This window comes from Legionella parisiensis (genome assembly GCF_001467945.1).
GTDB classification, from domain to species: Bacteria; Pseudomonadota; Gammaproteobacteria; order Legionellales; family Legionellaceae; genus Legionella; species Legionella parisiensis.
This window is the reverse complement of sequence record NZ_LNYQ01000013.1, coordinates 2,113,661-2,133,000: the sequence shown is the minus strand read 5'-3', so window position 1 is coordinate 2,133,000 and position 19,340 is coordinate 2,113,661. Positions and strand designations below refer to the sequence as shown.

Sequence of the window (19,340 nt, the reverse complement as noted above, 5' to 3'; positions counted from 1 at the left end):
TGTTTTAGTGTGCATTAAATGTTAATTGTGATATTATTCAGGCCAATAAGTTATTACATTAAACCCTTGATATTTCAGAATGCTCCAGATCTAAATAAGATCTTTATCATATAAAAATAGCAAAAGGAACTTGGTGATTTATGTGGAATCAAAAAGTAACAAAACCCTTCCTCATTGTTTATATTGGCTTTTTATTTCTCGCAACTTTTTTTATTGTTCCAACCATCACTAGTTTTTATTATTACGCCTGGGGAAAACACTTGGCCTGGTCCTATTTTGATGGACCTCCCATGATTGCTTATTTTTTCAATATTTCTCGAACAATTTTTGGTGAGACATTTTTTTCAATTAATATTATCGGGTTCTTGTGTTTGATTGCAGGTGCCTATTATATATATAGGATAGGTTGCTTGTTGCACGATCAGCAAACAGGATTAATTAGTGCGTTGATATGGGTTGCTTTGCCTACTACTACAGAAAGTATTTTTGTTCGTGTTTTATATGATGCACCATTGAATTTATTTACTATTATGTCCTTTTATTATTTTGCTCGTTATATTTCATCCAAGCGAATTCTTGATTTATATCTTTGTGCTTTGTTTATTGGCGCCATGCTTCTATCTAAATATACAGCTGTAATTAGTGTGATGGGGCTGTTGCTGTATGTTGTATTTTCTAAACAGAGACAATTGTTTAGAAGTATACATTTTTATCTTGCCAGCCTTGTCATTATACTCATGGCTGTTCCTGTTATTTATTGGAATGTTAATCACGATTGGATATCAATTACATATTTATTAAATTTTCACAGCCAAACTCAAAATAATACAACGGCCGCTCATAGTCTCTTAGTCCTTTTGGGCTCATTGTTTGTTAATTATTCAGTTTTTCTATTATTTGCTGCATTCGGTTGGTTCAAATATCGGCAAACTAAAAACTCATCCAATAACCCGGTTTTGGAACTGACTTATGCGGTATTTCTTGTAGGACTATTATTCTGGATCATTGCAACTTTATTAGGTGGTGATGCCCGATCGGTGTACTTAACCCCGCTTGGGATGAATCTTGCTTTAATCACCGGGTTTCATGTTGCTCGATACCATTATCAACGCTTTTTTATGATCGTTTATCCATTCTTTTTGTCTTTTAGTATCGTTGTGATCATTGCTAATTCATGGCCAATAGCAACCTATCTGAAAAAGGGCAGGGCCTATACGGTACTAAAAAAGGCGATTAATACGCCAGAAATCATAAAAAAAGGACAACCAGTTGTTACAGGTTATTTTGCAAATGCTGCAGCATTGAATTTCTTTATGCCCAGCGAGCCTGTCTATGCAATTCCATGTGGTGATATTAATCAATATCAATATTGGGGAGAAGTTTTTTTAGAGGCTTTATCTAAAGGTAAAATTGACAAAATTTCTTATATTGATTTTAGAGATACAAAGCAATGTGCAGAACGATTTTTTAATCATTGCCAATCAGTAGCGACAGTGTCTCATCATAAGATGATTCCGGTAATCCATAAATTGACAAAACCTATGTATTTGTATGTTTATGAATGTTCGTCACCCCGTGCACGAGCTTCTAATGTATAGATTCTCACTATCGTTTAACCTCAATGCATCTTGGGTTTGGAGTTTATTTTCTCATCCTGGTTCCTTTCAATTGCACTTGTAGTTTTATAACGTAATAATAAATCTCGCATGCACCCTCACAGCAGATGGTGTTTTGCATTAGGCTTTATTTCTTTAAGGAAGAAAAATGAAACAAAAATTACTCATTGGATTTACTGTTGTCGCACTGTCTTTTGCAACCATATCGCATGCAGATTTTACATTTTATTCTAATGCAAATAGGTGTGAAGATGTTCCTGGAAATTGGACAGGATCAGGTAAGGCCTCTAATTGGTTAATCGAGTGCGTCTATAATGGAGCGGGAACAGTTAGTACTCTGGATAGTGCTGGGAATTTTAATATTGAGGTCATTGCAGACAAACGTTCTGGAAGTATTTTGTGCCCTGACCATCATACTACAAAGCTGATGGGGGTATGTGTTAATGGAACGGTCACTATCAAAACAGAATATGGTAACTTAAATGGTATTTTCACAAAAAATTCAGGCAGTGCAAAAGGAAAGCTAAATGTTTCTCCGGGTGTGAATGTTGACGTGGCGATTCAATTTAACCGTGTAGATTAATAAACCAGGGAACGGCTGTATTTGGCGCATCTTGCGAACCAGCACTTAATCCAACCGTTCGAATAAACATTAATTAATGAACAACAAACCCTAATTTAATGATTTTTTAAAAGTCACAATATGCTGATATGCTTCATTGATTCGTTCTTGGCTGATTTCTCCAGATTGGACTTTAGCTTCAATTATATTGATGATTTGAACTGGATCTTGTGCTGGAACAGATAAGTTGTTACCGAACGTGAGCATGTCTGCGCCAGCATTAATCGCCATAACTAAAGCTTGTTTAAGCCGATAATTGTCGCTAATTGCCTTCATTTGCATATCATCAGTGATAATGATGCCTTTAAAGTGCAGTCGATTTCGTAGGAGATCTGTTAGTATTTTGTGGGATAGAGTCGCTGGTAGTCCAGATGGATCTAATTGACGATTCACGATATGTGCTGTCATCACCATGCCACAAGTCGAAGGAGAGTTCAGTAGTTGTTCAAAAGGATTTAATTCATAAGGTTGCCAAGTATCGGTAACATCTACAAAACCCAAATGTGAGTCTTGGGTAGAACTCCCATGGCCAGGAAAGTGTTTATAAGCACATTGAATTTTTTGATTTAGGAAATGATGTGCATAAATTCTTGCATAGCGTATGACTTGCTTGGGATCACTGGAAAAGCTTCGCTCTTTTTTTCCAATTACAGGATTGTCGGGGTTGACGTTTACATCCAGTTCCGGAGCAAAATCCAAATTAAATTCAGCTTTTTTTAAAGTTTGAGCCATAGAGTCGGCGGTGGACTCAGCTTCTTTCGTTTCTCTTTTGCCAACTTCGGCAGCAGATAAGGCTGGAGGAAACCCATATTGTTCTCCTAAACGATTTACTTGTCCTCCTTCATAATCTACTGAAATTAATAGAGGTAATTGCAGACGATGATGTTTCAAATTACCTTGTTTGGCAAAATAGTGTAGTTCATGATTAAGTTTCTTTACCTGTTCTGGGCTTTCAATATTCTTGTCAAACGTTTTTGTGCGATAATTGTAGTCAAATAAAATGACGCCACCAATATTATTTTCTTCAATCGTTTTTACTATTGCAGATTGTCCATTAATTTTTTTTCCATCAAAACCAACAAGGAGCATTTGGCCAATTTTATCGCGCAAACTCGCCTCAGGTGCAACACCCGCGAGACAGCTCGTTGAAAGAAATAAAGCAGTAAGTAATGTATAAAAATAGTTCATTTGTGGCCCATATATTTGCCAAATGAAACAAATTCTATCACTTGGCTCTGTTTTGTGCAATCTGAATCTTATTTTATCTTTTCTGGCGTAGTGTACCTGGATGATGGGAGTTGCTATGATTCCTCTTTTATATAACTAAATACTATAAGGTATAAACTATGACTACCGCGAGTGAGTACTTCAATAAAAATTGGCAACGGTATCAGAGTGCTATTAAAAATAATACATTATATCATCGTGAAATGTTGCAGGCGTTGCAACAATTTCTCATAACTCATATGGAAAACCGGCCGTTTTCTTTTGCAGATATTGGTTGCGGGGATAGCAGTACTGTTGTTTCTGTACTTGCTGCAACATCAATAAAAAAATATATTGGTATTGATGCAGCATCAGATGTTTTAAAAATGGCAGAAAATACGCTTGCAGTACTCAATTGTGAAAAGGAGTTCATTGCGGATCATATGATTACTGCACTCCCTCGTGTATCCGCTCCTGTCGATGTGATTTTTACCTGCTATGCAGTTCACCATTTATCTCTGCACGATAAAAGCAGTTTTATTGCTCTATGCAAACAAAAATTAAGCCCAAATGGTTTTTTATTAATGGTTGATGGTGTTCTTGAGCCGCATCAAACACGTGACGAATGGCTGGATGCTTTAAAATCACGGATGCAGGAAAGCGACCCCGATATAGCGAATGATGAAGTTATCGCACGGATGGAGCATCCGCGTGCTGATGATTATCCCGAAAAAATTGATACATTTGCCCAAATTGCTCGTCAGCAATCATGGAAGAACTTCCAAGTTCTTGTAGACAAAGGGGTATTTGCTTTTATGGTATTTACTAAATAGTTTTTCTGGTCTGCAGTTCAACGTAGCTTGGGTGAGGCGTTGCGGAATCCGGGTTTAGAAACCCAGATTACGGCTTCGCCTGCATCCAGGCTGCAATGTGAACAATATCTGATTATAAAAGTATGCTAACGTAAATCTAATGCCTTAATTTTATGTAAATAACTGGGCTTTTTTTGCATTAATATAGATTTGATCTATTACTCCTATAATCAATGAAGCCGGACCTGAAGCACCACTTGAAGTTGGTCCAACGCATTCAGCATAAAATCGTACGGCGTTTTTAGCGGCTAGAAATTGATCTTTAACCACTGAATGAAAAACACTAATCATTGCTGAAAGTAAATTACCTATCCCAGCTACTTTTTGCACTAGGACAGAATCAAAATTAAATTGGTCTATTTGATTTGAATTGACAACAATATGTCTTTTCCCGCTAACAACGACAGTTAGCGTATGCTTTGTTGATAATGACTGAGCGTTTTCTATTATTGTTTTATCTTCCATAAGATGGTTGTTATCCTGAATTACCAGTTCTCCAGTCAGTAAACTCGCAATTTCATTAGGGTAGCCGCGAACAATGGAAATTTGATGTTTTTTTATTAAGCTTGTTGCAACATCTGTTCGATATCTGCTTGCGCCTACCCCTACCGGATCTAAAATAATGGGAATGTTTTTTTTATTTGCTACATCGCAGATGAGATTACTCATTTTAACAAAAGCACTATCTAATTTGCCGAGATTGATTATTACTGCTTTAGAAATACCTAGTAATTCTTCAACTTCCTCTTCTGCGCCACACATTAAGGGGAAACCGCCAATGCTACGTATTCCACTTCCCACATAACCCATAGGAAAATAATTGGTGATGGCTAATATAAATGGTTTTTGCTGTCTTATTTTCCTTAAGGCTTCATTTACTTCCGGTGTCATGAAAAGTCCATTTTAAAATAATTTCAATTTTAAAATTACTTTAACGCACTTTTTAAATTACAACCACTGAATTTACGAATTAAGTGCTACTCATTTGCCGCAAAATCCTAGTGAATGCGATCGAAAAGAGTGATTTGCTTTTTTAAGTAAGTCCTACTAAGTTTAAATTCTATGGAAATTTTGATCACAAGGAGTGTCCACATGTCAAAACATAATAAATTTAAGAATGAGTCGCAAGATGCGCGCCGTCACGATCAACAGCATTCTACTCATCCTGATAAAATAAAGCATCCTCAAGAAAAGTCTAAATTAGAACCCCATTCTCATAAAAAGAAATAAGATTGCTGTTAAGTAAAATTGGATTGAGGAATACTGGCCTTACCTTTTAATAAAGTTAAGGCCATGGAAGTAATTACCTATAACAACGTAATTGACCCCAAGCATTTCGCCAGCAGCCTGGATGATATGGAGCTGGTGATGAATTGGGTCCGGGAGCATTTAATACACACGCACCATACATATTCCTATGATATCCATGGCCACATCCCTGAGCTGCACTGGCAATGGACGTATAACCTACTACGAAGAATAATGAGCTGATTATGATACCTGTACGTAGCATTTTAGAAATGCTTGAACTTGTATTCATTACATCCTCCTTGGTTTTGCTTTTTTTCACTCAGATTAAGTATAGAATTTATTTTTTATTTTGCATAAATTTTAATCATTCTTATTGAGAACCTAGGCGAGCGTAAAATGCACTAATTATCGTTTCCAATGACATGTTTCAAGTCCCTTTATTATTCATCCTCCCAGAGACTTAATTGTTTATATAATAAATCTTCTTTTTTATAAAATTTATTTATTTCCAAATGAGGAGCAGGTTCGACATTGAGCTGAAATCGTTTACAAGCAAGATGAAATCGACTCTTTAAGAGATTGGCATATTCTCCTTCGCCACGCATACGAAGACCAAACCGTGCATCGTATTCTTTACCACCACGCATTTGGCGAATAAGACTCATCACATGTTCGGCCCTTTGAGGGAAGTGTGCTCCGAGCCATTCTTTAAATAATTCTTTGACTTCATGAGGTAGTCTTATTAAAACATAACTGGCATGTTTGGCACCAGCGTGTGCAGCAGCTTGCAATATTTTTTCCATTTCAATGTCATTGATCATGGGAATAATAGGCGCAACCATAACGCGAGTGGGTATTTTGTTTTCAGTTAAGTGTTCTATTACTCTCAGCCGGCCTGATGGCGCTGTCGTTCTAGGTTCCATAATCCGTTTCAAATCTATTGAAAGAGAAGTAATACTTATAGCAACTTTGATCAAATTGTGTTTTGCCATATCGGATAAAATATCTAGATCTCGTTCTATAAGCGCATTTTTAGTAATAATAATGACAGGGTGACGGTGATAAGCTAAAACTTCTAAAAGGCTACGGGTAATGGCAAGTTTTGTTTCTGCAGGTTGATAAGGATCGGTATTTGCCCCTAAGACAATAGGTTTACATACATAACTCGATTTATTAATTTCTTTTTCCAAAAGTCTGGCTGCATTCACTTTATAGAAGATTTTAGTTTCAAAATCGATTCCAGGTGATAGATTGACATAGGAATGGCTGGGTCTTGCATAGCAATAAATGCATCCATGCTCACATCCTCGATAGGGGTTAATTGATTGTTCAAAACCAAGATCAGGAGAATCGTTACTGCTAATTACTGATTTAGAATACTCAGGTAATAAAAAAGTTTCCAAAGCAGGGAGTATATCTTCTTCGATGTTCCACCCATCAGCAAAATGCTCGCGGGTCTGCGGCTCAAATCGGCCATCTGGATTGCTAAGGGCGCCCCGATTTTTAAGTGTTTGATTGGGTTTCATAACTGCGTAGAATAAATCAAATGCACTTTATTGTATCATAATGTTCAGAATGAAAAAGATACACAGCCTTTTTACTCTTTGGGGTGGTTTATTACCGAGGCAGTCATTCTTGAAATACAGGTTAGTTTCCCCTGTTCATTAAAAATCTTAACTTGCCAAACATGGGTAGAACGTCCCAGATGAAGAGGCGAGGCGATTGCTGTAACATTCCCCTCTTTAACTGAATGAATATGATTGGCATTGATTTCCAAGCCGACACAAAAAAATTGGTTCAGATCAATAACTGAATTTGCTGCAGTACTGGCTACTGTTTCGGATAATGCGACATTGGCTCCACCATGAAGAATCCCTACTGGCTGTCTAGTACGCGCAGTTACGGGCATGGTTGCTTTTAAAAAATCATCACCAATTTCAATAAACTTGATGCCAAGGAATTCAGACATAGTATTTTTCCCAAATTGATTGAGATCTTCTAAAGTAATTTCTTTAAACCATATTGCCATTTTTATCTCCTTTTTAGTGGGGTCTATTTACATTTCTACTATCTTGGATAAAATGATATGATTTTATGCGTTCCGATGCTCATATACTTCATGTATGCCGCGCTTCGGTACTCGACACTCAATCATTTGAGTTCAAGCTAGCGAAATGTAAATAGACCTAAAATAAGATAAACTTTATTTATCCAAAAACCAATAAGAAGTTTTATGATGAGTCAAGCATGTATGAGATGTTTTATCTCGGGAAAGGTGCAAGGGGTATGGTATCGCGCTTCAGCACAAAGAGAAGCAAAGAAACTGGGTATCTCAGGGTGGGCGCAAAATCTGGATGACGGACGCGTTGAAGTACTTGCGTGCGGGGAAGTGGATAATTTGAAATTATTTTATGCATGGTTGCAGGAAGGTCCACAACTTGCTGTTGTAGAACAGTGTACTTATGAAGAGCTCAGTTGGCAAGAATATGAAGGATTTGATACTTTTTAAGTAGATTTCAATTGTAGCCTGGTGGACGCAAAGCTGTAACCCGGTTTCGCAATGCTGCCCCCAGGCTACACAGAGTACGTTTTGATAAAATGTTCTATCGATCCAATTAATTGAGACACCTGCTCAGGCACAAATATTTCAAGTTGTGCAAAAACATGAATCATTCCCTTAAACTCTTCTAATTCAACGGAAACTCCTAACGCTTTTATTTTTTTTGCAAAAGCGATTGCTTCGTCAAATAAAGGATCGTATTCAGCAGCTGCAATATAGCAGGGAGGTAATAATTCCAAATGTTTAAAATACATTGGTGATGCTTGATGTCGATCGCCACCATTTTTGAAATAATTGTCAAAATACCATTTAATTTTCTCTCGGGTGAGTAAAAACCCCTCTCCATTACGTTGATATGATTCATAGTTCATAGAGAAATCAACGGAAGGATAAATTAATACTAATCCTTTAATTGTCGAATCACCAAGTTCTTTCATTTGATGACAAACAGAAAGTGCTAAATTTCCTCCAGCGCTATCACCTGCTAAAAAAACATGATTCATATTCACTTCAAAGTCTTTGAGTAACTCATTTTTTTGCTCAAAAACTGCCATACAATCGAGTAATCCTGTTGGATATGGAAACTCTGGAGCTAAACGATATTCGACAGAAAGAACCACGGCGTTACTGGCAACAGCAATTCGCCGACAAAGCGCATCATGAGTTTCTAAGCTTCCTGATAAATGACCACCACCATGTAAATAAATAATTAAGGGTAATTTTTCTTGTGGGTCAGGATGATAAATTCGTGTCGTTATTTCATGCTCAGCAAGCCGAAGCACAGGGTTGCCGATTAGGGGGACAAATACTTTAGGTAGAGCAAAAGCCTCTGCTGTTTTTTCAGCGAGATCACGTACTTCCTCGGGTATAAAAACAGCTGGTCTTGTATTGGTCAAATCCAAAAAACTTTGGAGTGATTGTGGTATCCGTCCATGCGACATTGTTGCCTCCTGCTCCAATTATAGAATTAATAGTTAATCTATATTCAATCACATCAATAGGCCTCTTTCCAAACTTTAATGGGGAGGGGAATTGCTTCGACGAAGCGGTAACTGAATCCTCGTGTGACTGTGGTTACACTTCTCTCGCACTCCTTTAACGAGTTTGGAGGAGGTCTATTGTATTATTGGTCTTCGGGACTTTTATTAATAATAGTGTCACAACAAGTAACCAAACAAAGCTTAAGATAATAATAAAGCTTAATAAAGGATTGACCATCAAATAACCCATCACGATGACACTGATTGTTGCAAAACACATGTTAACAAAACTCATCATTGCTGCAGCACTGGCTTTGTCTTTAAGTGCATTCGAAGCAACAAAAGAGCCTCCCGAAAATAGAAAACTGCTAAATAAATATAAACTGGCCGTAATAAGAAAAAACCATAATGAGGACTGATTCCCAAAATACCACATGATTAATAAATTGATTATTCCTGCCGCAACACCAATAAAGCCAATGGTAATGAGTTGGATTGCTGAAAAACGACCGAGTAATCGTTTGGCTAATAATCCCCCTAAGAGCATGCCTATAATGTTAAGGATATTCCAATATCCATACTCAGCTGCCGAGAGTTTCAATATTTTTTCTGAAATTTGAGGCCCGGCAGCAGAAAAGCAGTAAGATATTGCAGAGCAGCAACCCACTACTAATGAAAAAATCACCAATTTCGCAGAAGCAAGTGCAGTATAATAATCGCGGATAATAGTCAGAACATATATTGATTTAGGATGAATCAATGTTTCGCTGAATATACAAGTTCCCCACAGCATTATTAAACCATGTACGAGTAAAATCCAAAAACATCCTTGCCAATGAAGAAAGTCCGTAATTATCCCACCTATTACTACAGCAATACCGATACCCAGTGCAAAGGACAACACAGAATAGGCCATGGCCGTTTTGCGCTGTACTTCGGGTAACCATTCATTGATTAACATAAAGGTACAGGCAAGTCCACTGGCAGCACCCAAAGCAGTTATAAGCCGTCCGCCTACGAGTAACCAATAGCTTTGCTGCAGCAATGCGAGCAAACATACAACAAGCCCGATCAGGTTAATCACTAAACCTATGCGTAATGCTTTTAAACGGCCAAATCGATTAGCAAGTGGCCCATAAATCAATTGACCCACTACGTAACCAATTAAAAATGCCGACACTATCCACTCAATAATACCTGATCCCAAAGCATATTCAGTTTGGATTTTTGGTAAAGCGGGGGTGATAATAGCCGCTGAAACTGATGCAATAGAAATGTAGTTGAGTAACCAAAACAGTTTAAATGATGATGTTTTTTCTGTTGCACTCATGACTGTCCTCAATGTACCCTTAAATTAAGGGATTCATTGTAAGTACTTCTATTTTTAAGTCAATGAGTTATTCTCATTTAGCCTGAGGAATCGTCAGCGTCAGCTTTTTATTATCATTACTTCCTCTATGTTCCGTGGCTTGTCCGTGGAACGTAGAGGAAGTAATTGAAAATGACTCAATAGAACAATCTTTGTTATCAACAAAAACCGACGACAATCAGCTCATTCAGATGATTTAAAATAAAGTGAGTTGGCATTACTCTATAGATGTTTTGCGAAATGTTCTGACTGTGTTATTTGTCTGATTGTCGATAATTTCACCGCGGATATCATCGAAGTGTCCATTGACTTGGATTAACATCCAGGTATAAAGCCTATCGATATCGTTTCCTGTTTGGGTCGCGATTCTTTCTTCTTTACAGTAGACATTTGCAGTAAATTGCTCGCTCATTTTAAGAATCCTTTGATCCAAACATCATATATATTAGTTTAGCTTTTTTTATCTAATTCACCACGTTGTTAAGGGATATATTGCACTATAATTTATATAGGAGGAAATGTTTCGGGAGTTTGTTATGAGTACCATTTTTTTAGCTTCAGTACTCGGTTGGTATTTGGTAATTGTGAGTCTGCTTTTACTTATAAGACGTGAGGTTGTAGTCACTGCTATGAAAGAATTGATGGGGCAACGCGCTGTCATGTTGGTTCTTGGCATAATAACATTAATTATCGGATTATTAATGGTTTTGAGCCATAATGTATGGATAATGGGTTGGCCAGTCATTGTGACAATTTTTTCCTGGCTAATACTAATTGGAGCCTTGTTTAGGCTCTATTGTCCAGATACCGTGTATAAAGTTTGGAATAAAATGATAAATAAATCGGAAGTGTTTATTACAAGTGGAGTAATTACATTAATCATTGGCCTATTTTTATTGTATAAAGTTTATTTTGGTTGATGAAATGTGCCAAAATACTTAGGTGCGGGTCGAACTTATACCTATATATTGGGGGGCATTTTAATGCGGGTTAAAAAGAATTTATTTTGATTCCTCAATCAGTTCTTTGAATGTTACAGATAAACTGGTATAAAAAATTGTAGTTGTGCTTTCAAATCCAGAGTCTGTACCGAGAACTAACCATACCTCACCCTTATCATTGCTTCTGGTTAAATAGCTAGTGAGTTTTTCTTGCATTTCTTCGGTGGGTAAGTAAGGTAATGTTTTTAATCTGTAGATGGAGTTTGCAGTGTCTACCCCAATGGAACCGATAGTGATCATATCTTTTCCATCAAGAGCTTGATTTCCTTTATCCAAATTAATTTTGTAATGATTAGAGTCATCCACATATCGTTGCGGTTTATGGGATACAGTCCCAATTTTTACATAGACTGAATCACCAGGTGCTCCTCCTACACCCATAGAACCCTCAGGAGCGTTGGAAGCAAATTCCAAAGAAAAACTGACGTGATAGGTTGTATTGGGTTTTAAATCCTTTACTTTTTTATAAGCATACATGAATAAATCATCACTATGATTATTGCCTGATATTTTTAATCCATGAAGAGAAGTATTAATTTCATGAGGCAATTTAGCGCCGCTCTTAAATTGGAGTTCAAAGAATTTTTCTTCGTCTTTAGGGTAATCAGCAAAAGAGACTTTAAAATTTTCTTTTTTGGAGAAAGTATATTTATAGGATTTTAGCTCTGGATTATTTAAAGCAAACGCTGAATAAGACGCGATTAGAAAAAGAAAAAAGAAGGCGGGTCTTTCCACGATTTATCCAATCTCTGTTTGATAATGCCGCATTTTAAAATGAAACCGCCAATAGAGCAATAAAGCACTGATGACAGCGCCTAATGACATACCCCACCAGAGGCCAATGCCTCCCCATTGCAGAGGAATTGCAAAAAAGTAACCTATAGGTAACGCAACTCCCCAAAAGCTGATCATTGAAATAATTAGAGTATAACGCGTATCTTTTAAAGCACGTAATGCACCAAATAGTGAGATGCGGGCTGATTCGAATATTTGAAATACTGCACTAACTGCCAGAAGTTGGATTGCAAAATGTAATATTTCCTGGTTGCCAGGCTCATGAATATCAACATCAATAGCAATAAGTAATTTAGGAAAAAACCAATAAATGAGTGCAGCACCAAACATAAAGGTAACTGAGGTAATAGTACCGATATAACCTACATGTTTTGCAGTAATTACATCGCCTTCTCCTAATAAATGGCCCATGCGCACAGTGATTGCCTGGGCCATTGAAAAAATAATAGACGTTAAAATACATAAATATTGTAATGTGATTTGATTGGCTGCTAACAATTGATTACCCAGTGAACCTATAATTAAAATCAGAACAAAGAAAAAACCAATTTCAACACAATACATTATTCCTAAAGGAGTTCCAATTTTGAGTAGCTCAATCAAATAAAATGGTTTGACGTAAGTAAAGAGTAGGCGAGTATACTGTTTATAGTTTTTATTCGTAAAAATATGCAAAGAGAAAAATAGTACTGTAATCCACAAACCTATAGTCGTACCCCAACCTGCACCAGCAACACCCATGGCTGGCAAGCCAAATTTTCCAAAAATCAGAGCGAAACTAAATAAAATGTTCAAAGAGACATTCAATGCACTAAAGAATAGTGCAACTCGAGTTTTGCCAAGTCCTATTACAAACTCCATGAGTACCACAGTAATAAAATTCGCTAATAATCCCCAGGTAAGTGCATGTAAATATGATTCAGTGAGTTTCACTAAAGCCTGGTTTTGGCCAAGATATAAGAGAATAGGAGCAATATGCCAAAAAAAATAACACGTAGGGACGGTCAAAATACAGGCTAGCCAAAACCCATCTCGAAACACTAAAGCAATTCCATGCTCATCTTGAGCACCATGTCGATGAGCTACCAAGACATTAATCGCATTTAATATACCGATAACAATGATGTTAAATGTCCCAAATAGCCAGGCAACCAGTGAGCCTGCTGCTAATTCATCTTGGCTGACACGAGCTAGGAATATAGTTATAAAAAAGTAAACAGAAGATTGTAATAATCCGGTAAGAATTAGTGGAATAGCTAATCGTAATAAGGATTGAAAATTATTTTTAAAAGCTTCCACAACTCTTTACTACCATAGTTTATCCTTCTCATTATTCGAGAAGAAATTAATTAATATGTTAAATAACCTAATTATAGTTGTTACATTCAATAATGAGCATATTTGTGAATCAACCGATCTAGGGAATTGCATCAAAATCCTAGCCGATTTGAGCACTGGCTGAGATACTTATGTTAATAAATAGGGGTAAATATATCTAAATTTTAACCATACAACAGATCTTTTTGTCCTGGTTTCCGTACTTTACTCATGCTACTCAGCTGACGATCGCGGCTCTATTCCGCGCATAAGGCGACGCGGAATGTAAATTTTTTAATGTGATTAGAGCAGTGAACCTAACAAGTAAGAGAAGTTGATGGTGGTGGGTTAGGACAGTAATCATCATAGAAGGATTTTATGTCTTCATATAATTCTGTTAACTCTTCTATATCATAAATTTCTTTTTGAGCCAGTTTGTTTAATGCATCATATTTTTCAATGTACTCTTCGAATAGACTTTTTATATCGGAATCATCCATGAATGAATCTCTTTGAATTGTTACAATAAAATCATCTAATTCCGTTTTTATTCCTTCATATTCATCTTTATTTCCTAAAACTTTCACTTTGGAGGTCGGTTTATTAGTGAGTGCTTGATACAGTAGATAGAGTGCTATTAATCCAACAGGAATTAAAACAATTAAGCCCAAATAAACGCCGGCATAAGATGGTTCTTGTTCTGATGCTGGACATACATCCATATCCCGATCCCCGCAGTTTGTTATTGCTAGCGCTTGTGGTTGTTCTGGAAGTACAGGGCATACTGCCGGTTCATAAGTCAAGTTGGGTAAACAATCACTGGTTCCGGAGATTTGTCTGTTCGCCTCAAAGAAGGATGGACGTAGTTTTGGTTGGCTGTGGGATTTTTGTTGTGATCTTGGTTGTGATAATAATTCCAGTTTTTCAGGTTCTTTGGGTGGCGCCAAGCCTTTGATTTTGTGTTGGAATGTGATCCAGCGATGCATCGAATCCATCAATGCATTTAATTCTTGAGCTTGTCCGGCTAGTGTGGCGAAGTCGGTACTTTTTACTTTAGGGCCATTTAAATGGCCAATAACATAATTTACTTGCTGTTTTAGTGCCTGATTGGTTTTTGCAAGATCTGCTGTGGTTGATGGAAATTGGGCTAAAGTGTCTTGATTTCCTATAAATGTGTTTAATTTTTCTTGCTCAGATGTTAACCATTTTTTTAGAAAGGATAAGTTTTGTTCTTCATGAATCGCTTTATGATAAGCAAGCGTGTTGGCATGAATAATTTCTTCAATATGAATGGATGATTCATCAATAAAATTTTCAATTTGTTTCAATAGCAAAGATAATTGCTCCTTAAATTGAAAAATTGTATATACTTCTCCTGCTTGTCCTAATAAGTCTATTGTTTGAGTAATGACTTTTTGAAACTGATCGAGCTCATTTAAATCGGTTATGGCTTTGGCATAATGATCTAATACTTTTTCTTGCATGTTTATTAACTGGAAATTGGAGCAATCTCTAAGCTCTTCGCCTGATAACTGCAAAACTGATATAGGTCGTTCTATGACAGCAGTCGAACTTTTCCCACATTCTTTTACTGCTTGAGTAGGGTAGGCTTTTAAATCAGCAGGTTTATCAATTGCGAACGTGTAAGGGTGGGGATTAACCTGATTCGCATTCAGGGCAAAATGTAATATTCTGTTGCGCTCGGTGGATAATTGTTCAATACTTTTTGATAATTCACCAAGACGATCTCTTAATAATTGTGATTCAATCTTCTGTGTTAATTGCGGGTGGATATTATCATCAATCGTGCTGCGGAAATTAGCTAAAAAGAGTCGATCTGAACCTGCAAACGGAGAAATGTTTTTTTCAATAGTCCGTACGTAACGGGTGACATGTTCCAATTGATCTCTTGTTTGTTTGATATTTGGATTTTGACTTATTCCTTTCAGAATATGATTCAGATCCAATAGGAAAAAATTCATGGGCTGATTTAAATGAGTTTGGGGCAATGCCTGATTTCTTAATAGTAAATAATCTCCAGTTTTTTGCATTAAGTCATATAAAGCGGTCCATTGAAGGCGCTGGCTATCAATAGGTTGGACGTGAAAGTCATCTCTGGTTAAAGCGTGACGAGTCTTGAATGCATTAGAGTAAAACCAGGAACGCTCATAAACATTGATTAAAGCCTGGGAGTCATCAGCAAACCAGGAACAGGGGTTTGATAAATAATCAGGATGAATTCCTGAGTTACTGCGCGTCTTAAGAATCCATGTTCTTTGCTCTAATTCTTCCTCAGTATAACAGGATTCCGAATGGACCCAAAAGCGAGATTGATGCTGTTGCGGTTGATATGATGTGTAGTACTCTCTTTTTTCCTTTGCCATACTTCTCACTCCTTGAGATAGAATAACCAGAAAACCATTGTACGGTTGGTAACTAAATAGAATATTTTTGAACCAAATAATTTGATAACATTCTTTATGAAAATATGCAACATTAGGAGAAATTGACATTTAGAAATATGGTGCAGCATTCTGTTTTTTGTTAAATTACATTTTTAACTTGAACGAGTAACTTATGCCTTCTTTTGATATTGTCTCTGAAACAAATATGGTTGAATTACGTAATGCTGTGGATAACGCTTTGCGTGAGATGGGTACTCGCTTTGATTTTCGGGGAGTAGAGTCAAGCATAGAACTTAAAGATCTGACAGTGACATTACGAACCGAATCTGACTTTCAGGTCAGACAATTAGAGGATTTATTCCGTAATCACTGCAGTAAACGTAACCTTGATGCTTCTGGAGTGGATATAGAAGACGAGCCAGTGCACAGTGGAAAATTTTATTCCTTGAATATGACGTTTAAACAAGGAATTGATCAGCCAACAGCCAAAGACATCGTGAAATGTATTAAAGATTCCAAAGTCAAAGTTCAAGCCTCTATTCAAGGAGATAAAATTCGGGTTACTGGTAAAAAACGTGATGATTTGCAAGAAACAATCGCGCTTTTAAAGAACTCAGATATCAAGTTGCCATTGCAGTATGAGAATTTTCGAGATTAATCACTAGTGCATGGGTTTTGGTAATTGTATCCCATTGATTTGATTAGCCTGTTTCCATGCAAACAGGCTACCAATTAAGCATCGAGTTACGCCGCGAATATCATGTTAATTCACAATTTCATCAATTTTGGCAGAGATCCTTGCTAATAAATAAGGGTCTTTTTTTGCAAGACTACGGGCCACTTTAAGTTGAGCTACGGCTGCTCTTTTTTGTCCTTCAAGAAGTAAACACTGAGCCTGGGTAAAATAAGCATACCCTTTTTGATGTGATTGCGCTTGTGCTCGAGCTAACTCACGACATAAAACAAGATCCTGTTTATATTTCCTGCTGCCCTTAAGCAGGATACTTGTCGCTTTTTCATGTTGATTTGCGGCCAATAAACCTTGGGCATATGCCATAAGAGCCGCATAGTTGTCTGGATAGTTTTTTTGTATTTCTTCCAATCGGGAGAGTGCTGCTTTATGTTGGGACAATCCTGTTTCAGTTTGTGCCATAGCAATTTGAAAGTATAGATTATTATTTTGTGCTAATAAAGGAGTCAAAATTGCAGCTGCTTTTGCATAACTATTATTGTTGATTAAAGCTAGGGCATGACCATATTGGCAAGCATATGCGGGAGTTTTTTGGTTACATTGATGCGCATAATAATCAAGTAACATTTTAGGATCGCGAATGACTGAAGTGCGAATTAATTCTTTAACTAACGGATATTCGAGAGAGTCCATATAATTTTTGTGCGCAAATTGCGAGGTTCTGTTTTCTGCTTCAGCGATTCTATCTCCGTCTAGAGGGTGGGTACGTAGAATGGCAGGTACATTTGCAGTGTAATAATAACGAGAGTTTTCCTGCATTTTTTTAAAAAAAGCGGCCATACTGTGGGGGTTATATCCTGCTTTAATCAGCATATCGATTCCAATTCGATCCGCTTCTTTTTCTTTAGAGCGGGTAAAATTGATGTTATCCTGGGAAAATCCTGTCATGGCACCCATCATTCCCGCCATCCCAACTGTAGGATTGATTATACCTAAAGCAGCAGATGCCAGTATGGAAGCAAGCATGGGAATGCGCATTTGTTTTTGATGCTCAATCATTCTGTAGAGATGATGCAAACGCACATGCGCGATCTCATGGGCCATGACTCCAGCAAGCTCACTTTCACTAGTCGTGATTAAAATAAGTTGTGAATTAATACCTATATGTCCACCAGGACCAGCAAAGGCATTGATTTCATTTGATTTTACTATAAAGAAATCCGGTTTTTTAATATGACCCGCATGAGCAAGATTTTTCCCAATACGATTAATGTATTGGCTTGCCAAAGGGTTTCGCTCGACACTTTCGGACTGATTAATTTGCTGCACGAATTCTTTTTCTAATTGCTCCAGCTCACCTGTTGAATACGGGGACAGCCCTTGAGAGAAAGAAGACTGCGCAAGAAAAGTTGCTAACAGTATCAAATAGATGTTTTTCTTAATTTTCAATTTAATCATTAGGCTACTCAAAAATTGAATAATTTGTTATCATTCACGCATTGTAACTGCTCATCCCCTCTCGTAATCCCGAGGTTTATCCTTAGGAGCACGCCTATTTAGCACATGAGCAATTACCATGCATCTTAGAAAGGTACTAAAACAATGCACAAAAAGTTTTTGCTCGCAGCACTTGATCAGGCCCGACTTGGACAAGGCCATTGCGCCCCAAATCCCTGCGTTGGCGCTGTTGCTGTGCAAAATGAAACTATTATAGCACAAGCATGCCATAGTGGTGCAGGAACCCCGCATGCAGAACAATTATTGTTAACACAGATTCCTCCTAAAATGCCAGGGGTTACTCTATATATTTCTCTCGAGCCCTGTAATCATTGGGGAAGAACGCCCCCGTGCGTTGATGCAATTATTAATCATGGAGTGGAAGAGGTTGTTTTTGCTTATTTAGATCCCAATCCAGTCGTAGCTAAAAATAATTCTTCAGATAAGTTACGTGCCCATGGCATAAAGGTAACGCATTACCCAGTGGATGAAATTACAGAATTTTATAAAAGTTACTCCTACTGGACTTTAAGAAAAATGCCAAGGGTAACGGTGAAAATAGCACAAACATTGAATGGTAAAATTGGCCGCGCAGTAGGAGAGCGGGTTATTTTGTCAAATACCCAATGTGGGGAATTTACGCATCAAATGCGCGCTGCAACAGATATAATTCTTACTACGGCAAGAACAATACAACTGGATAACCCTAAGATGAATGTGCGTTTAGGCCTAAAAGAACAGGGAAAGCCGGTTGCAATTATTGATAGGCAGTTGAGTCTTAATCAACAATCCATAATTTTTTCAACAGCAGCTCATTGTCATGTATATCATTGTAATGAGCAGGAAACTTCTTATCCTAACAGTACCTTGCATTTAATGCCTATGAAAAATGGAGCAATGGATTTAGGTGCTGTGATCTACCATCTTGGAGAATTGGGATATCATGATGTTTGGGTTGAAGCGGGAGGCGCTCTTTTTAGTGCGCTGCACCAGGAAAAGTTAGTTCATCGAACTTATTTATATATCGTTCCAAGTATTTTGGAGCACGATGCAATTTCAGCCTACCAGCAGAGTGGGATATTTGACCGAGCGCATACTATTTCTTGGCATGCTATGGGTGACAATATGATAGCATGTCTGGATTGGCAGGAGGATTAA

Annotated in this window: 20 protein-coding genes; 8 read left to right on the top strand and 12 right to left on the bottom strand. The window is 37.3% G+C overall.

Going from position 1 to position 19,340, the window contains the following annotated elements:
* Positions 1–140 precede the first annotated feature (140 nt).
* A complete protein-coding gene (locus Lpar_RS15495) occupies positions 141–1,598 on the top strand; it encodes an ArnT family glycosyltransferase (RefSeq protein WP_058518774.1) in 1,458 nt (485 codons plus the stop codon).
* A 166-nt stretch (positions 1,599–1,764) separates the two neighbouring features.
* Entirely contained in the window at positions 1,765–2,199 is a 435-nt protein-coding gene (locus Lpar_RS15490) for a hypothetical protein (RefSeq protein ID WP_058518773.1), read from the top strand.
* 90 nt (positions 2,200–2,289) lie between these two features.
* Here Lpar_RS15490 and Lpar_RS15485 read toward each other — a convergent pair whose 3' ends face one another.
* A complete protein-coding gene (locus Lpar_RS15485) occupies positions 2,290–3,426 on the bottom strand; it encodes a glycoside hydrolase family 3 N-terminal domain-containing protein (protein WP_058518772.1) in 1,137 nt (378 codons plus the stop codon).
* A gap of 158 nt (positions 3,427–3,584) precedes the next feature.
* On the opposite strand from Lpar_RS15485, the gene Lpar_RS15480 reads away from it, so the two are divergent.
* The gene (locus Lpar_RS15480) at positions 3,585–4,277 is read left to right on the top strand and encodes a class I SAM-dependent methyltransferase (protein ID WP_058518771.1); all 693 of its coding nucleotides are present in this window, start codon (positions 3,585–3,587) and stop codon (positions 4,275–4,277) included.
* A 150-nt stretch (positions 4,278–4,427) separates the two neighbouring features.
* Here Lpar_RS15480 and thiM read toward each other — a convergent pair whose 3' ends face one another.
* A complete protein-coding gene (thiM, locus tag Lpar_RS15475) occupies positions 4,428–5,207 on the bottom strand; it encodes a hydroxyethylthiazole kinase (RefSeq protein WP_058518770.1) in 780 nt (259 codons plus the stop codon).
* 201 nt (positions 5,208–5,408) lie between these two features.
* Here thiM and Lpar_RS19130 point away from each other — a divergent pair, with 201 nt between their 5' ends.
* Positions 5,409–5,546, top strand: a complete 138-nt coding sequence (locus Lpar_RS19130) for a hypothetical protein (RefSeq protein WP_165482424.1) — start codon at positions 5,409–5,411, stop codon at positions 5,544–5,546.
* A 73-nt stretch (positions 5,547–5,619) separates the two neighbouring features.
* Here Lpar_RS19130 and Lpar_RS15470 read toward each other — a convergent pair whose 3' ends face one another.
* The 3 genes from Lpar_RS15470 to Lpar_RS15460 all read right to left on the bottom strand — a co-directional run bounded on the left by Lpar_RS15470 (position 5,620) and on the right by Lpar_RS15460 (position 7,596).
* Positions 5,620–5,856, bottom strand: coding sequence for a GCG_CRPN prefix-to-repeats domain-containing protein (locus Lpar_RS15470; protein WP_058518769.1), 237 nt, complete (start codon positions 5,854–5,856; stop codon positions 5,620–5,622).
* 151 nt (positions 5,857–6,007) lie between these two features.
* A complete protein-coding gene (locus Lpar_RS15465; protein ID WP_058518768.1) occupies positions 6,008–7,093 on the bottom strand; it encodes a PA0069 family radical SAM protein in 1,086 nt (361 codons plus the stop codon).
* 71 nt (positions 7,094–7,164) lie between these two features.
* Positions 7,165–7,596: a hotdog fold thioesterase gene (locus tag Lpar_RS15460; protein WP_058518767.1), complete on the bottom strand. Its 432-nt coding sequence runs from the start codon at positions 7,594–7,596 to the stop codon at positions 7,165–7,167.
* A gap of 204 nt (positions 7,597–7,800) precedes the next feature.
* Here Lpar_RS15460 and Lpar_RS15455 point away from each other — a divergent pair, with 204 nt between their 5' ends.
* Positions 7,801–8,076 (top strand): acylphosphatase, encoded by a 276-nt coding sequence (locus Lpar_RS15455; protein WP_058518766.1) that lies wholly within the window; start codon positions 7,801–7,803, stop codon positions 8,074–8,076.
* A 65-nt stretch (positions 8,077–8,141) separates the two neighbouring features.
* Here the strand turns inward: Lpar_RS15455 and Lpar_RS15450 are convergent, their stop codons facing one another.
* The 3 genes from Lpar_RS15450 to Lpar_RS15440 form a co-directional block, all read right to left on the bottom strand.
* Complete coding sequence (locus Lpar_RS15450; protein WP_058518765.1) at positions 8,142–9,068, bottom strand: alpha/beta hydrolase; 927 nt, start codon at positions 9,066–9,068, stop codon at positions 8,142–8,144.
* A 154-nt stretch (positions 9,069–9,222) separates the two neighbouring features.
* Entirely contained in the window at positions 9,223–10,437 is a 1,215-nt protein-coding gene (locus Lpar_RS15445) for an MFS transporter (protein WP_058518764.1), read from the bottom strand.
* Positions 10,438–10,693: 256 nt separating this feature from the next.
* Positions 10,694–10,888 (bottom strand): hypothetical protein, encoded by a 195-nt coding sequence (locus Lpar_RS15440; RefSeq protein ID WP_058518763.1) that lies wholly within the window; start codon positions 10,886–10,888, stop codon positions 10,694–10,696.
* 124 nt (positions 10,889–11,012) lie between these two features.
* On the opposite strand from Lpar_RS15440, the gene Lpar_RS15435 reads away from it, so the two are divergent.
* Entirely contained in the window at positions 11,013–11,396 is a 384-nt protein-coding gene (locus Lpar_RS15435) for a hypothetical protein (RefSeq protein WP_058519300.1), read from the top strand.
* Between the two features lie 81 nt (positions 11,397–11,477).
* On the opposite strand, the gene Lpar_RS15430 is transcribed toward Lpar_RS15435, so the two are convergent.
* The 3 genes from Lpar_RS15430 to Lpar_RS15420 form a co-directional block, all read right to left on the bottom strand.
* Positions 11,478–12,212 carry a hypothetical protein gene (locus tag Lpar_RS15430; protein ID WP_237759426.1) on the bottom strand — a complete coding sequence of 245 codons (735 nt, stop codon included), beginning with the start codon at positions 12,210–12,212 and terminating at the stop codon, positions 11,478–11,480.
* A 3-nt stretch (positions 12,213–12,215) separates the two neighbouring features.
* The gene (locus Lpar_RS15425) at positions 12,216–13,571 is read right to left on the bottom strand and encodes an MATE family efflux transporter (RefSeq protein WP_058518761.1); all 1,356 of its coding nucleotides are present in this window, start codon (positions 13,569–13,571) and stop codon (positions 12,216–12,218) included.
* Positions 13,572–13,906: 335 nt separating this feature from the next.
* A complete protein-coding gene (locus Lpar_RS15420; protein WP_058518760.1) occupies positions 13,907–15,973 on the bottom strand; it encodes a hypothetical protein in 2,067 nt (688 codons plus the stop codon).
* A gap of 193 nt (positions 15,974–16,166) precedes the next feature.
* Between Lpar_RS15420 and Lpar_RS15415 the strand changes: the two genes are divergently transcribed.
* Positions 16,167–16,652, top strand: coding sequence for a YajQ family cyclic di-GMP-binding protein (locus Lpar_RS15415; protein ID WP_058518759.1), 486 nt, complete (start codon positions 16,167–16,169; stop codon positions 16,650–16,652).
* A gap of 105 nt (positions 16,653–16,757) precedes the next feature.
* Here the strand turns inward: Lpar_RS15415 and Lpar_RS15410 are convergent, their stop codons facing one another.
* Positions 16,758–18,143: a M48 family metalloprotease gene (locus Lpar_RS15410; RefSeq protein WP_058518758.1), complete on the bottom strand. Its 1,386-nt coding sequence runs from the start codon at positions 18,141–18,143 to the stop codon at positions 16,758–16,760.
* A gap of 144 nt (positions 18,144–18,287) precedes the next feature.
* Here Lpar_RS15410 and ribD point away from each other — a divergent pair, with 144 nt between their 5' ends.
* Positions 18,288–19,340: a bifunctional diaminohydroxyphosphoribosylaminopyrimidine deaminase/5-amino-6-(5-phosphoribosylamino)uracil reductase RibD gene (ribD, locus tag Lpar_RS15405; protein ID WP_058518757.1), complete on the top strand. Its 1,053-nt coding sequence runs from the start codon at positions 18,288–18,290 to the stop codon at positions 19,338–19,340.